The organism is Paraburkholderia tropica (assembly GCF_900109265.1).
In the GTDB taxonomy this organism is placed as follows: domain Bacteria; phylum Pseudomonadota; class Gammaproteobacteria; order Burkholderiales; family Burkholderiaceae; genus Paraburkholderia; species Paraburkholderia tropica.
In genome coordinates this window covers 21,955-35,816 of the sequence record NZ_FNZM01000015.1, presented here as the reverse complement: position 1 = coordinate 35,816, position 13,862 = coordinate 21,955, and the positions used below count along the sequence as shown (strand labels likewise).

14 protein-coding genes are annotated in these 13,862 nt (G+C 66.0%); 7 read left to right on the top strand and 7 right to left on the bottom strand.

The window, feature by feature from the left end:
• The first annotated feature begins 1 nt into the window (after position 1).
• Both BMY06_RS24605 and BMY06_RS24600 read left to right on the top strand, forming a co-directional pair.
• Positions 2-886, top strand: coding sequence for an alpha/beta hydrolase (locus BMY06_RS24605; RefSeq protein WP_065064977.1), 885 nt, complete (start codon positions 2-4; stop codon positions 884-886).
• Positions 883-1,707 carry a MipA/OmpV family protein gene (locus BMY06_RS24600; RefSeq protein ID WP_244144409.1) on the top strand — a complete coding sequence of 275 codons (825 nt, stop codon included), beginning with the start codon at positions 883-885 and terminating at the stop codon, positions 1,705-1,707. The genes BMY06_RS24605 and BMY06_RS24600 overlap by 4 nt, the downstream gene beginning before the upstream one ends.
• Before the next feature lie 9 nt (positions 1,708-1,716).
• Here BMY06_RS24600 and BMY06_RS24595 read toward each other — a convergent pair whose 3' ends face one another.
• Together BMY06_RS24595 and BMY06_RS24590 are read right to left on the bottom strand one after the other, a co-directional pair.
• Positions 1,717-2,106 (bottom strand): BON domain-containing protein, encoded by a 390-nt coding sequence (locus tag BMY06_RS24595; protein ID WP_065064931.1) that lies wholly within the window; start codon positions 2,104-2,106, stop codon positions 1,717-1,719.
• Between the two features lie 138 nt (positions 2,107-2,244).
• The gene (locus tag BMY06_RS24590; protein ID WP_074985842.1) at positions 2,245-3,354 is read right to left on the bottom strand and encodes an extracellular catalytic domain type 1 short-chain-length polyhydroxyalkanoate depolymerase; all 1,110 of its coding nucleotides are present in this window, start codon (positions 3,352-3,354) and stop codon (positions 2,245-2,247) included.
• A gap of 304 nt (positions 3,355-3,658) precedes the next feature.
• Between BMY06_RS24590 and BMY06_RS24585 the strand changes: the two genes are divergently transcribed.
• Positions 3,659-3,940 (top strand): DUF4148 domain-containing protein, encoded by a 282-nt coding sequence (locus tag BMY06_RS24585; protein WP_065064976.1) that lies wholly within the window; start codon positions 3,659-3,661, stop codon positions 3,938-3,940.
• 152 nt (positions 3,941-4,092) lie between these two features.
• Here the strand turns inward: BMY06_RS24585 and BMY06_RS24580 are convergent, their stop codons facing one another.
• Positions 4,093-4,467, bottom strand: a complete 375-nt coding sequence (locus tag BMY06_RS24580) for a gamma-glutamylcyclotransferase family protein (RefSeq protein ID WP_065064929.1) — start codon at positions 4,465-4,467, stop codon at positions 4,093-4,095.
• Positions 4,468-4,641: 174 nt separating this feature from the next.
• Entirely contained in the window at positions 4,642-5,334 is a 693-nt protein-coding gene (locus BMY06_RS24575; RefSeq protein ID WP_074985840.1) for a GntR family transcriptional regulator, read from the bottom strand.
• A 229-nt stretch (positions 5,335-5,563) separates the two neighbouring features.
• Between BMY06_RS24575 and BMY06_RS24570 the strand changes: the two genes are divergently transcribed.
• The 4 genes from BMY06_RS24570 to BMY06_RS24555 are packed head-to-tail and all read left to right on the top strand — an operon-like array spanning position 5,564 to position 10,606.
• A complete protein-coding gene (locus tag BMY06_RS24570; protein WP_065064927.1) occupies positions 5,564-6,985 on the top strand; it encodes an MFS transporter in 1,422 nt (473 codons plus the stop codon).
• Positions 6,982-8,337 carry an MmgE/PrpD family protein gene (locus tag BMY06_RS24565; RefSeq protein ID WP_074985839.1) on the top strand — a complete coding sequence of 452 codons (1,356 nt, stop codon included), beginning with the start codon at positions 6,982-6,984 and terminating at the stop codon, positions 8,335-8,337. The genes BMY06_RS24570 and BMY06_RS24565 overlap by 4 nt, the downstream gene beginning before the upstream one ends.
• Positions 8,330-9,067 (top strand): MmgE/PrpD family protein, encoded by a 738-nt coding sequence (locus BMY06_RS24560; protein ID WP_074985837.1) that lies wholly within the window; start codon positions 8,330-8,332, stop codon positions 9,065-9,067. Before BMY06_RS24565 ends, BMY06_RS24560 begins: the two co-directional genes overlap by 8 nt.
• 60 nt (positions 9,068-9,127) lie before the next feature.
• Entirely contained in the window at positions 9,128-10,606 is a 1,479-nt protein-coding gene (locus BMY06_RS24555; protein WP_074985836.1) for an MmgE/PrpD family protein, read from the top strand.
• Between the two features lie 38 nt (positions 10,607-10,644).
• Here BMY06_RS24555 and BMY06_RS24550 read toward each other — a convergent pair whose 3' ends face one another.
• Genes BMY06_RS24550 through BMY06_RS24540 form a run of 3 tightly spaced genes read right to left on the bottom strand, consistent with a single transcriptional unit; the run spans position 10,645 to position 13,848 of the window.
• A complete protein-coding gene (locus tag BMY06_RS24550; RefSeq protein WP_074985834.1) occupies positions 10,645-11,895 on the bottom strand; it encodes a ferritin-like domain-containing protein in 1,251 nt (416 codons plus the stop codon).
• Positions 11,852-12,718 carry a phosphate/phosphite/phosphonate ABC transporter substrate-binding protein gene (locus BMY06_RS24545; RefSeq protein WP_074985832.1) on the bottom strand — a complete coding sequence of 289 codons (867 nt, stop codon included), beginning with the start codon at positions 12,716-12,718 and terminating at the stop codon, positions 11,852-11,854. Before BMY06_RS24545 ends, BMY06_RS24550 begins: the two co-directional genes overlap by 44 nt.
• A gap of 14 nt (positions 12,719-12,732) precedes the next feature.
• Positions 12,733-13,848 (bottom strand): acyl-CoA dehydrogenase family protein, encoded by a 1,116-nt coding sequence (locus BMY06_RS24540; protein ID WP_065064922.1) that lies wholly within the window; start codon positions 13,846-13,848, stop codon positions 12,733-12,735.
• Positions 13,849-13,862 lie beyond the last annotated feature (14 nt).

Genomic DNA, 13,862 nt, shown 5'->3' with positions numbered 1-13,862 from the left:
CATGCAGGCCGCGCGCTTTTTCCACGAAGGCGATTCGCACGCCGTGCTGCTGCTGCACGGCCTCTCCAGTTCGCCGCTCGAATTGCGCTATCTCGCGCGCTATCTGCAGAACGAAGGCTTTACGGTGTGCGCGCCGGTCATCGAGGGCTATAGCGCGGGTTCGCCGATGCAGACGATGGAGCGCTGGCTCGAAGGCGCCGTGCGCGAATTCGACGCGCTGGCCGCGCGCTACGCGCGCGTCTCCGTGTGCGGTCTTTCGATTGGCGGCGCGCTCGCGCTGCGCCTCGTTCACGCGCGGCCCGCCGCGCAGTCGCTCGTGCTGCTTTCGCTCACGCTCGCCTACGATGGCTGGGCGATTCCGTGGTATCGCTTCCTGCTCGATTGCGCGTACTACACGCCCATGCGCCACACGTATCAGTATCGCGAAGCCGAACCATTTGGATTGCGAAACGAAGCGCTGCGCGCGAAGATCGCGCGGGCGATGCAGCGCAATGCGTTCAGCGAAGTGGGCCCCTCGACCATCGCCCTGCCCGCGCTGCATCAGGCACTGCGGCTCTCGCGCAGCGCGCGCAAGGACGTCGCCGCGATCGAAAACGACACGCTCGTGATTCATTCGATCGACGACGAAACGTCGAGCCCGCGCAATCCACGCTACGTGATCGATCATATCGGCGCGAGTTTTCTGCGCACCGTCTGGCTCGACGATTCGTATCACATGATCACGTCCGATAACGAACGCGAGATCGTGGCGCGCGAGACTGCGCTCTTTCTGCGCGAAAGCGAAATTGCGCACGGCGCACGCGATGCGCAAAGCCAGCCCGTGGTGTCGAAAGCGCTGGCGCGCCGCCTGCGCCAACTGGCGGCAGTCGGAAGGAAAAACGCTTGAAGCTGCTCGACAAGACTGCCGCCGCGTTGGGCCTCGCGTGCGTGATCGCGTTTGCCTTCGGCCAGCCCGCACGCGCCGACGACGACGCGACAACGCTCACCTCAACGCCATCGTCAACGTCGACGCAGGCCGATTCGCCGTGGAAAATCTCGATCGGGCCTGGCATGTATCTCGCGCCGCAGTATCCGGGCGCGCGCCACATGAAGGTGTATCCGTTTCCGTCGCTCGATATCTCGTACCGCGACCGCATTTTCTCGCAAGGCCCCGACGTGCTGGGCGTGAACGTGTTCCAGAGCGAGAATTATCACGTGGGCGCGTCGCTGAGCTTCGACTTCCAGTCGCGCACGGCGTCCGACGATCCGCATCTGCACGGACTCGGCAACGTCGACGACGGCCCCAAGCTGCGCCTGTTCGCCGACTACACGCTCTGGGCCTTCACGGGCGCGGCCGCCGTGTATCAGGATATCAGCGGGCACGGTCAGGGCACGACGGCGACGCTCGATCTGTACGCGTCGCTGCCGCTCACGGGCTGGCTGTTCTCGGTCGGACCGGGTCTCACGTGGGCCAATGCGGTCTACACGCGCACGCTGTTCGGCGTGTCCGGCGCGCAGAGCGCGGCATCCGGCTTGCCGCAGTACGCAACGGGCTCGGGCGTGCGCGATCTGCACATGACGTTCTACGCGACGCACGACTTCTCGAAGCACTGGGTCGGCTCCGTCAACGCGACGCTCGGCCGTCTGGAGCACTACGCCGCCGGCAGCCCGATCACCGAGCGCCGCCGCGAACTCACCACTTTCGCCGCACTGAACTACCGCTTCTGATCACGCGGCTCAGCCGTTGCCGCCGTGAAAGAGCGTGAGCCGGTTCGTGACGGACGTCACGCCCTGCACGGAGCGCGTGACCTCTTCCGCCTGGCGAATCTGATCGCCATTGCGCACGGTGCCGCTCAAGGTGACGGCGCCGCTGCGCGCGCGCACGAATACGCCTGATACGTCGAAGCCCTGCGCTTTCGACAGCGCGCGGCGCACCGCACGCGACAGGGTGCGATCGGCCTTGGTTGCCTTCTGGTTCGTGGGCGAGGCTTGTGTTCCCGCTTGTGCGCCAGCTTGTGCCGACATCGACGAGCCATCGGCCGCCGGCGTATCCGTCTGCGCATACGCGGCGACGGCGCCGCTCAGCGCCAGGCAGGCGCACACGCTTCGCAACAGAGTGAATGTCATGACAACCTCCGTCCGTGAGAATCCGAAAAAGCCGCGCAACGCGCGCGGATGCTACGGTTATACGCCTACTGCGCGTGACGGGTTGTCAGGCTGTCTTGCGCACGGAAATCCGGCCACGACTGAATCAAGATCGCAATACTAAGCAGTCCTTATCTGACGACGGAAGAATTGCCAGAGCATCGCGCTCGCTTCGGGGCCGCGTCCCGAATGAAACGCCTCGCGCGCATCGCCGCCGCTCCACGCGTGACCGAGCCCGCGTATCACGCACACGCGCACGATCAGCCGCCCGCGCTTCATATAGTCGACGTAGTCCACACCGTCGCGCTCGAACGTGCGTTGCTCCCCCACGCGCAACTCGCCGTGCGCATCGACGAGCCGATTGACGCGCGCGAACGCCTCGCCCAGTTGCAGCGCATTGCGCTTCGCCACCACCGCGTCGATATCGCCATGCACGACGATGGCGGGCATGCCCGGAAACGTCTCCACGTCGATGGCGGCATCGACGAGATGCACGGCTTCGTCGCGGCTGCCGCGCCGCATGACGCTCATCGCGCTCATCGTGGACGTGGCCGCGCCGAACGCCGGCCCCGAATGCAGGCCGACGGCGGCGAACAGCGCCGGGTGCCGTATCGCGAGATTCGCCGCGAGGCCCGCACCCGCCGACATGCCCGCGAGGTAGACGCGCGCCGCATCGAAACCATGCTCCCGCACGATAGCCGCGACGAGCGACGCCACCGCGGGCGCTTCCGTCTGCGCCGGATCGCCGTGCCAGTGCCAGCAGCGCTGCGCGTTCGCGGTGACCGCCTGCTCCGGCAGCAGCACGGCAAAACCGGCGCGCTCCGCGAGCCTGCAGATACGCGTGCCGGCCGCAAACGACGCGGCGTTCTGCTTGCAGCCGTGCAGCATGACGACGAGTGGCAAACGCGCGCGCGCCGGACGATTCGCGGGCACGTACAACTCATAGGCAAGATGGTTGACGAGATGACCCGGCAGCGGCGGCGCGGAATGAAACGAGCGTATCCACTTTCCCGGCGCGGCGGACGGCGCGCTGCGCGCCGCCGCGCGTTTGACGGCGGGCTTGCGCTTGACGGCCGGTTTAAGGGCGGATTTGACAGCGGAATTGAATGCCGATTTAGCGGCGACTTTCGCGGCCCGCTTCGGCTTGAGCGATTTCACGGGACGCACGCCCATCGCGGTAGAAAGCAGATCGAAACCTCTGAGCCAGACGTTCGATTTTTTGCGGGGCATAGGCAACGGTGCCGAAATGTGCGGGAATTCGCGGTCGTTCGTGGAGGTAGCGTGTTCGCGCCCTTCTATGCGAACGTGGCTCGACAACGCGCACGGCCGTGAGCCACGCGCACGCGTCCACTGTATCGCGATGACGAAAGCTGCGCATCGGGCGCGCCCGCCCTGGTCGAACTCGCCGTCCGCGCGAGTTAACTTTTCTTCATCAAGCCGTCTCTTTTCTGATAAGTCCAGGCCACTACGCTATGCACATGGAGCGAGCAATGAACTGCGCATCGCCCCTCACTCAACCGTAATGGAGAAACAGATGAAAGCCCTCATGATCGCCGCCGCCCTTGCTGGTATCGCCACCACCACGACCGCTTTCGCGCAGACGAACGTCGGCACCGCGCCGAATTACGGCGCGCATCAGGCTGCGCCCACGCAGGTGAAATACGTTGGCGCGGCGGCAACGGCGGACCAATGGGTGCCGCCGTACGGCCAGCCCGTCAAGTCGCTCACGCGCGCCCAGGTGTATCAGGACCTCGTGCACGCCGAGCAGGACGGCCAGCTCGCGTATCTGGATTCGGTGGTGTACGCGCATTCGTAATGCGCTTCGATGCGGCGGGCGGCAGTTGGAATGCGTCCGCCCGCTGAGACGCGACATGTGCGCAATATGAGCACAACGTCGGACCGCGCCATGCGCGGCGCCGGCGTTTGTGGCGTGCTGGTCGCCTGATAATCGGTTATAGCGTGCCGCGCTTACGGCTGACGCGGCGTACTGGCATCGACATAAACCCACGCCGACACGCCCGACGCAAGCGTGACGCGATCGCGCCGATACGCGGCCACTTCGTAATCGTCCGCGTGGGCGAGTTCCTGCGCCGTAATCGCAAACACGGCGCCCGCCACGCGGTCGGCGGGATTGCCCGTATAGGCGACCACCGGATGATGCGTCTTGCCGCTCGTCTTCACGACCTCGGGGTCGTCGATCTTCAGCATCGTGAGCGAGAAGCCCGGCATCTCGTCGGCTTCGCCGTCGAGCTTGCGGCCGAAGGTGGCCAGTTGAACCTGTTCGAGCTGGAGCGTGCCATAGGAAAACAAACGCTCGGAGAAGGGCTGATCGGTCTGTGTCATCGTGTGAACTCAAGGCGCGGTTGAGCGCCGCGCACGCCGCCTGATCAAACGCCGGCGACGGCCACGGCGGCGAAATCCGATCGATTTTAAAACATTCGCTCGATACCGGCTACATCGCGCCCGCCCTATTAATCAGGATTCCGATTCATCTAAACGGCACGCGATATCGACAATTCAAGCCACCCAGATATTCTCGATCGACTTCAGCGCGCCCATCACGATCGAACGATTCAGCGCAGCGGCGAGCGTGCCGTCGCGCTCCGCATACGCTTCGCACAGTCGCTGATGATCGGTGCACGAGCGTTGCATGCGGCCCGGCAGCGACGTGCTCAGGTGCCGCATGCGATTCGTGCGCATGCGCATGGAGTCGAGCACTTCCTTGAAGATCGCGTTGCGGCTCACGCGCAGTTCCTCGTCGCGAAACGCGACATTGGCCCAGAAATACCGATCGACGTCGCCTTGCGCGGCGGCCTCGGCCAGCACGCCGTGCGCGCGCCAGAGCGACGCGATGTCGTCGTCGGTCGCGTGCTCGACGATCGCAAGCGACACCTGCGCGTACAGCATCGCGCGCAGATGATAGATCTCGCGCACGTCCTTGAGGCTCATCGCCGCCACGCGCGGGCGCCGCCGCGGCGACCAGTCCACCATGCGTTCGCGATGCAGCACGAACAGCGCCTCGCGCACCGGCGTGCGGCTCACGCTGAAGCGCCGCGCGAGTTCGACCGAATTCAGATCGTCGCCGGGCTGCAGGCGACCTTCGATGATGCCGCGCGCGACCCAGTCCACGATTTCCGCGACTCGCGGGCTTTCGCCGCCCGCCTCCGGCAGGTCGTCGGTATCCATCAGCACGGCGTCGCTCTCCGTCATATGCGCTTCCTTTTCTGTCCCTGCGAGGCGCCTGGCGCGCCGCCCCGCCGATTTTACCAACTGCCAGCCCGCTGTTTGCCCCGACCCGCGCCCGCATCTCTAAACGTGCCGCCAAGCTCTAGTGTATACACTTAGCAGATTTTATCTTGAAATTTCTCCTTTTCAAGACATACACTGAATTAAGTGTCGACACTCACAAAAAAGCCGCACATCACTATTGGAGACATTCATGTATCTGGAGAAGGAGGTCGCCCTGGCGGGCGGAGTCGAGGCGGGCGTGTCCGCGCGGCTCGACCGCCTGCCGCCGACCCGCTACTTTCGCGGCCTGGTCGCGCGCATCGCCATCGGCGGCTGGTTCGAGTTCTACGAGATGTTCATGGCCGCCTATATCTCGCTCGGCCTGATCCACAGCGGCCTCTACCGCGCCACCACGTCGAGCATGTTCGACGTGAACGGCTTCGCGAGTTTCCTCGGCTCGTTCTTCGCGGGCATGTTCGTCGGCACCGTCGCGCTGGGCGGCTTCACCGACCGCCTCGGCCGCCGCGCCGTGTTCACGGCGGCCATGCTCGTCTATTCGGTGGCGACGCTCGCCGCCGCGTTCCAGACCTCGCCGGTCGCGATGGACGCCTGGCGTTTCGTCGCCGGCATCGGCATCGGCGTGCAGCTGATTACTGTCGACACTTATATTTCCGAGCTGACGCCCAATCACACGCGCGGCCGCTATTCGGCCTTCAGCATTCTCGTGATTCTCACGTCGGTGCCGACCGTCGCGGTGCTCTCCTATCTGCTCGTGCCGTACACGGCGCTGGGTCTCGAAGGCTGGCGCTGGGTGATGATCATCGGCGCGGGCGGCGCGGTGCTGATCTGGTTCGTGCGGCGCGGCCTGCCCGAGTCGCCGCGCTGGCTCGAAAGCCAGGGACGGTTCGCCGAAGCGCGCGCGATCGTCGACGATATCGAGCAGCATGTGGTCGCGGAAACGGGCCAGCGTCTGGCCGCGCCCGTGCCCGTTCCCGATATGCCGCGCGACGGCATCAACGACGCCCCCGCTTCGTGGCGCGACATGTGGCGTGGCCGCTATCTGCCGCGCACGATCATGCTGTCGTGCTTCAACTTTTTCCAGACCTTCGGCGTGTACGGTTTCGGCGCGTGGGTGCCGGTGCTGCTGTTCACGAAGGGCATCACGCTCACGCATTCGCTGCTCTACACGATGGTGATTGCGTTCACGACGCCGCTGGGCGCGATCGGCGCGATGCTGTTCGCCGAGCGCGTGCAGCGCAAGTGGCAGTTGGTGGGCTGCGCGATTGTCGTGGCGGTCGCGGGCGTGCTGTTCGGCATGGCGCGCGAACCGTTGCCGATCCTGCTGTGCGGCGCGGCGGTGACGATCGCCAACAACTGGCTGATCGGCATCTTCCACACCTATCAGGCCGAGCTGTACCCGACGCGTTTTCGCGCGCGCGCCGTCGGCTTCGTCTTTAGCTGGAGCCGGCTCAGTTCGATTTTCGTCGGCTTCTGGGTGGCGGCGCTGCTCAAGCATTCGGGCGTGCCCGCCGTATTCGTGCTGATTTCGTCAGCGATGTTGGTCATCGTCGTGATGGTGGGCGCGCTCGGGCCGCGCACCAACGGCGTCCGTCTGGAGGAATTGTCCCAATGAGTGTGATCGCCGCCGCCTTTGCGCACGGTCTCCATGCCCTTGCGCAGCGCCCGCTGCCCGCGAACGTCACGCGCGAAGCGCAACGTTCTCTCATCAATGTGATCGGCACGTCGATTGGCGCGTCGCGCCATCCCGGCGTGGACGCGATACTCGCCGCCGCGCGCGATCTCGGCGTCGCGCCACGCGCGCCGGTGCCGGGCCGCACGGAACGCGTGGACGTGCATTTTTCCGCGCTCGCCACGGGTTTCGCCGGGCATCTCGACGATTTCGACGATACGCATCTCGCCACGGTCATCCATCCGGCCGCGTCGGTGCTCGCCGTCATCACCGCGCTCGCGCCGGAAACGCGACCGACGGGCCGCGCCGCGCTCAGTGCGTTCGCGCTCGGCTGCGAAGCGCAGTTGCGCGTGGGCGTGTCGATCTCGCCCGAGCACTACGACCGCGGCTGGCACATCACCGGCACCTGCGGCGTGGTCGGCTGCGCCACGACGGCCGCCCTGCTGCTCGGCCTGAACGAAGCGCAACTGACGCAGGCCGTGGCGATCGCGGCGTCGATGTTCGTCGGCCAGCGCGAGGCGTTCGGCACGATGACCAAGCCGTATCACCCCGGCAAGGCCGCCGCCAACGGCATCGCCGCCGCGCGACTCGCGCTCGCGGGCCAGCAGGCGGCCGGCGATATCTTCGACGCAGCGGGCGGCTATTCGCATTCGATGTCGACGCGCGTCGATTTCGAGCAGATGAACGGCGCGTTCGGCGAACGCTGGGAACTGCTGTTCAACACGTACAAGCCGTATCCGTGCGGGATCGTCGCGCATCCGGCCATCGATGCGGGACTCGTGCTCGCGCCACGCATTGACAATGCTGAGGATATCGAAACGATTACGCTGCGTTGTCATCCGCTCGTGCCGGAGTTGATGGGCAATCCGCAGCCGAAGGACGGCTTGCAGGCGCGCTTCTCGGCGATCCACGGCGTGGCGGCGGCGCTGTGCGACAAGCGCGTGGGCCTCGCGCAGTACGAGGACGCGCGCGTGGTGCAGGACGACGTGCGGCGCGTGCGTGCGCTGACGACGCTCACGCCCGATGCCGCGGTGAATCGCGACGAGGTGTTCATACGCGCGACGCTCAAGCGCGGCGACGTGCTCGAACATCATGTCGAGCACGCGCGCGGCAGTCTCGCCCGCCCGCTCACCGACGCGGAACTCATGGACAAGGTGCGCCTGCTGATCGATCCGCTGCTCGGCGACGGCATCGCGGCGAGTCTCGCCACGGCCGTCGAAACGATCGACGCCGCGCCGTCGCTCGACACGTTGTTCGCGCTCTGCGCACCGCAAGAGGAACTGAACGATGCATGAAGCCGTACAACATTCCGCCGTCTCCGATGCGCTGACCGCGCTGGCCTGCGCCTCGCTGGATCGTTCGGCCGGCGCTGCGATTGAAGCCGCGAAAACACGGCTCGCGCAAGCCCGCTCATATCTGCACGACGACCGCGCCATCGCCACGCAACTCGCGGCGCTGTTGCAGTCGCAAGGCAGTTCGCCCACCGATCTGCGCGTGCGTGCGTGGACGCTGGGCGCGACGCTCGCGCATGCCGATGCGTTCGCATCGGATGCGCCGGTGCTCGCCGTTGCGATCGCGGTTGGCGAAGCCACGAACGCATCCGATGTCGACATCGCCGCCGCCACCGCGATCGGCATCGAAGCGGCCGCGCGCGTGCTCGCCGCGGTGGACAGCAGCGAATTCCGCGCGCGCTGGAACGTGGCGTCGTCGCTCGGCATCCTGGGCGCGGTGCTCGCCGCCGCGCGGCTCTACGGACTCGACGCAACGCGCGCGCGTCACGCGCTCGGCGTGGCCGCCACGCAAGCCGCGGGACTCGCGCACAACGCCACGCACGCGATGCGCGCGATCGAGACCGGTAAGGCCGCCGCCGACGCTATCGAAGCCGCGCTGATCGCGAAGCACGGCTTCACGAGCGCGCCCGCGTCGATCGACGGACGACGCGGTCTCGCCGCATTGATGGCGTATCGCTTCGACGCGGCGAGCATCGTCGGCGGCATCGGTTCGCACTGGATCTCCGTGTCATAGCGCGATTGTGCGTTCGACGCCGATGCACGCGCATCGGCGAACCCAACAACAGGAGAACAGATGGCGCGTATTTCCCGCAACCGCCGACACTTTCTGCAAGCGAGCGCAGCGCTCGTCGCCGCTTCGCTGCCAGGCTGGCCCCGCGCTTTCGCCGACGAAAACAACACGACATCGAGCGCGGGCACATCGACCGACGTCACCGCGCAACTCGCGCGCTACATCGTGGCGTCGCGCGGCCAGGCGCTGCCCGAGGCCGTCGCCACCGCGTGCAAGAACCATATCCTCGACACCTTCGGCGCGATGGTCTCCGGCTCGCGCATGCGTCCCGGCGAACTCGCCACGCGCTATGTGCGCAGTCTCGGCGGCACGCCGCAAGCGTCGGTGATCGCCTCGAACCTGCGCACGACCTGCGTGAACGCCGCGCTCGCTAACGCCATGTGCGCCCACTCCGACGAAACCGACGACTTCGAGCCGGTGACCAAGGCGCATCCCGGCAGCTCGGTCGTGCCCGCCGCGCTCGCCGTCGGCGAACACGCGGGCTGCAGCGGTGAAGCGTTCATTCGCGCGGTGACGCTCGGCTACGACATGGCGTGCCGCCTGCTGCTGGTGCTCGGCCCCGACCACGTGCGGGCCTCGCATCGCAGCGCCGAAGGCACGGCCTCGACATTCGGCGCGGTGGGCGCCGCCGCCGCGCTCGCCTCGCTCGACGAGCGCGACACGCGCTTTGCCATTTCGTACGCCGCGCAGCAGGAATCGGGCTTGTGGAGCTGGGTAAAAGACAAGGACCACATCGAAAAGGCCTTCGATTTCGCAGGCATGGGCGCGCGCAACGGCGTGCAGGCCGTGACGATGGTGCAGTCCGGCATGACCGGTGTCGCCGACGTGCTCGACGGCACGCACAATCTGTTCATCGCGCTCTCGACGCAACCGGATCCGCAGGCGATGCTCGACGGACTCGGTCAGCGTTTCTTCGTCACCGAAACGGCGATTAAAACGTATTCGGTCGGCTATCCGATTCAATCGCCGCTCGACGCTTTTCTCACGCTTCGCAAACAGAACAGTCTCACGCCCGGCAACGTCAGCAAGATCGAGGTGCATGTGCCGAGCGATGCGGTCGGTATCGTCGGCGACAGTTCGATGCCCGACGTGAATTGCGCGCATATGGTGGCGGTCGCGCTCGTAAAAGGCGCGGTGTCGTTCGCGGACAGCCATAACGCCGCGTTGATGCACGATCCGAATATGGTCGCGTTACGCAGCAAGATCAGCGTTGTCGCCGATAAGGCGCTCGACGATCCCGCCGCGCCGCGCGGCGCGCGCGTGCTCGTCACGACCACGGACGGCCGCACGTTATCGCATACGACACGCTTTCCGCCAGGCACGAAAGAAAATCCCTTGAGCGTGGAGGGCGTGAATGACAAAGCGCGCGATTTGATGGCGCCGGTGCTCGGCAAGGACAAGACGCAACTATTGATCGCGCAGATCAATCGTCTGGAAACCGTGCACGATATTCGCGCGTTGCGCGCGTTATTCACGGTTTGATTGCGGTAATAAAATCGGCCCGCGTTCTATAACTCGCGCTACATGAAATTGCGCGTGTGCAGCGACGCGAGTTCGCGCGCCTCGTGCGGGTCGAAACCCAGACGCACGAGGCGCGTATAACGGCCATCGGCCATCTCGCGCATCAGGTTCTGCACGAGCGCGTAACCGCGCGCCACGGCAGTTGGCGTCAATTCGCCTGCCGCGACGAGAATCAGCGCATCGAACACTTCTTCGTTCAGGCCCGCCGTGCCCGCCAGCGCGTCATGACGCATTTCGACGGCGCGCGCGAGCCGCGTGCGCAAATGCGGTTCGCCTTTCAAACGATAAAGCAGATGCGACATGCCCAGTGCAACGTGACGCGCTTCATCGCGCGCGGCCAGTCGTGCGATCTGTCGCGTCAGCGGATCGGGCCCGTGCGTCTGCAGAAATTGCAGCAGCGCGACGAAGGTGCCTTCGCCCATCACCGAGAGCAAAAAGCTCGCAACGGAAAAATCCGCTTCATCGAGCAGCGTTTTGAGCGACGCCTGTCCGCCCGCCGTCGATAAAGCAGGCTCGTGGCCCTTGTGGCGAATGCGCCGCGTGAAGACTTCGATATGGCGCGCTTCGTCGGCGACCTGAATCGCGAGCGCCGCCTGCAATTCGCGGTAATGCGGATGCAATTGGCCCAGAAAGCGCGCGGGCACAATCAGCGCGGCGTTCTCGTTCTCGACCATATACGTCATGATCTGCACGACGGCCGCTTCCACCGGCGCGGGCAGATCGAATGGCACCGACCAGTCGATCGCCTCGTCGGGATTCCATTGCGACGCGACGGCCTGCGCGTAGAGATCGGCCGCGTTGTCGGTCCAGACTTCCGCCTTCTGGTCGAGCCGAAACGCGAACGCCGGCGCACCGGCTTCGACCTGCGCGCCGCGCGCCGCGAGTCCCCAAACGGGCAACGCGCGCGCGGCTACCGCTTCGGGCACATGCGGATCGCTGTGGCCGCTCTGCTGCGCGTCGCGCCAGCGGCCGTACCGGCTATTTCGAGCAACGAGTGCATAGCGACGGCCGTTCATATCACCTTCATCGCCGTCCTCGCCTCCCTCGGCTTTCCACTGCACATCATGGCCCTGCGCGCGGCACCAGTGCGCAAGCATCACGTCCCAGCCGGGCGCCGCGCCCACCACGCGCAAGCGCTCGCCCGGCATCAACGCATCGAGCGCGTGCCGGACCAGGAGATGCGCGCCCGCATCGAAACCGAGCGCCTCAATATCGATAAGCGGGCTCGATGATCCGGCCTCGGTCGTCATAAAACGCCTCCTCGGTCACGGCGCGATCGAGCAATGCGTAGCCGCTCGCGCGGCCCGGCAGCCAGCGCCGCAGTCCTTCCAGTTCGAGCAGCGGACGCACGCTCGCATCGTTCCAGTCCATCGCCATCAGCAACTCGCCAAAGCGGCGCGCGTCGTCCTCCGCCACGCCGGGGCTGACCGTCATGTTGCAGTGATCGAACGCGCCGGTCGTGGCGACGATACGCGTGCCACCCGCCGGCAGCGTGCCTTCGTCGGCGAAGGCCTTGTAGTTGCCGGCGATCATCCACGCCGCGTCGATCTCGCCGTTCACGAGCGCGCGGGCCGCATCGCGCTCGCCGCCGATATGATCGCCATGCTTGCCGCCCAGCACGTCGAAACGGCGCGCGCGATAATCCCTCTCCGCAACGAGGCCGCCTTCATGACGCAGATGATCGAGCGGAATCAGCGTGGCCTGAGGCGAATCGATGGCGCCAAAACCGATCGCCGTATCGCGCAGATCGGCGAGCGTTTTCACATGGCTTTCACTGCGAACAATTAATACGGACCGCAGATCAATATCCGTATCGCGCATGACAAGCGATTGAACCGATTCGCCGCGCGCCTCGGCCATGCGTCGCGCCCGTATCCATGCGAGTGGCGAATTCCAGGCGAAAGCGATATCGCCCGCAAACTGTGCTTCGACCTGCGTTTCGTAATTCGAATACAACAGATAGTCGATGGCCAATCCTTGTTCTGCGAACCAGGACTTGAAACCCTCCCAGATCGTGACGACTTTCGGCGCGTAGGCGACGGCGCCGAGCATCAGCGGTGCGTTGCGTGACATGGCGTTTTTCTCCGTCAAGCGAGCGGCATGCCGCACAGCACGCGGCCGAGAAAGTCGTAAAGCACGTCCGAGGTCGGTCCCATGATGGACGCGGCGCGGGCGTCGCGAAACAAACGCTCGATGCCCACCTCCTTGCGAAATGCCGCGCCGCCGCAAATACGCATGGCCGTATCCGTCACGTCGAGCGCGGCTTCGGCGGCCGCGGCTTTCACTTCGAGCACGCGCAGCATCGCGTCGGCCCGCCCTGCCGACATCGCGGCCAGCGTGTCGTCGCGCAACGTGCGAGCCTGGTCCGCGCGCAGTTGCGCGCGGGCGAGATAGGCGCGGATTGTCGGCAGATCGCAGAGCGCCTCGCCGCTCTCCGCGAATCGGCTCGCGGTGATGTGCTGCGTTGCGCGTTGCAACGCGCCGTCGGCGAGACCGATCGAAGTCGACGCAACGAGGTTTGCAAACACGGGCAGCGCGTCGCCATTCATGATGTCGCCGCCGCTGCCGTCCGCGCCCAGCATCGCGCTTGCGGGCACGCGCAAACCCTCGGCGCGGATCGGCGCGGATGCGTTGCCGCGCAGACCGAGACCGTCGAAAGCATGCGGCGATTGCAGCCCTTGCGCGCGGCTGTCGACGAGCCAAAGCGTGCTGGCGCCTTCCGCGCTCACGGGCCGCGACGACCACACATAGGAATCGGCTTCGGATGCCGACGTCACCATGCTCTTGCTGCCGCTGAGCACGAAATCGTCGCCATCGGCGCGGGCCGTGCCGACCGGCGCCCAGAAGTGACTGCGCGAGCCGGTCTCCGACCATGCGAGCGTCGTGAGGTGCTCGCCGCGCGCGATCGCGCGACGGATTTCGACGGGGCCGTATTTTTCGATCAGCGACGCGCCCGCGTAGTGCATGGTGACGACCATCGCCGTGGACGGGCAATCGCGCGCGATGCGCTCCACGACCCGGCAGGCCTGCGCCGCACCCAGGCCCATCCCGCCGACCTCCTCGGCGCTGATGAGTCCGAGCAGGCCGGCCTCGCCGAGCGCATCGACGGCCGCGCGCGGAAAGCGGGCGAACTGGTCGGTCTGAGCGGCTTCGGGGGCGATGAGGGTGGAAACAAGCGGTTCCAGCACTTCGAGGTAGGACATCGGAACGTCTCCCG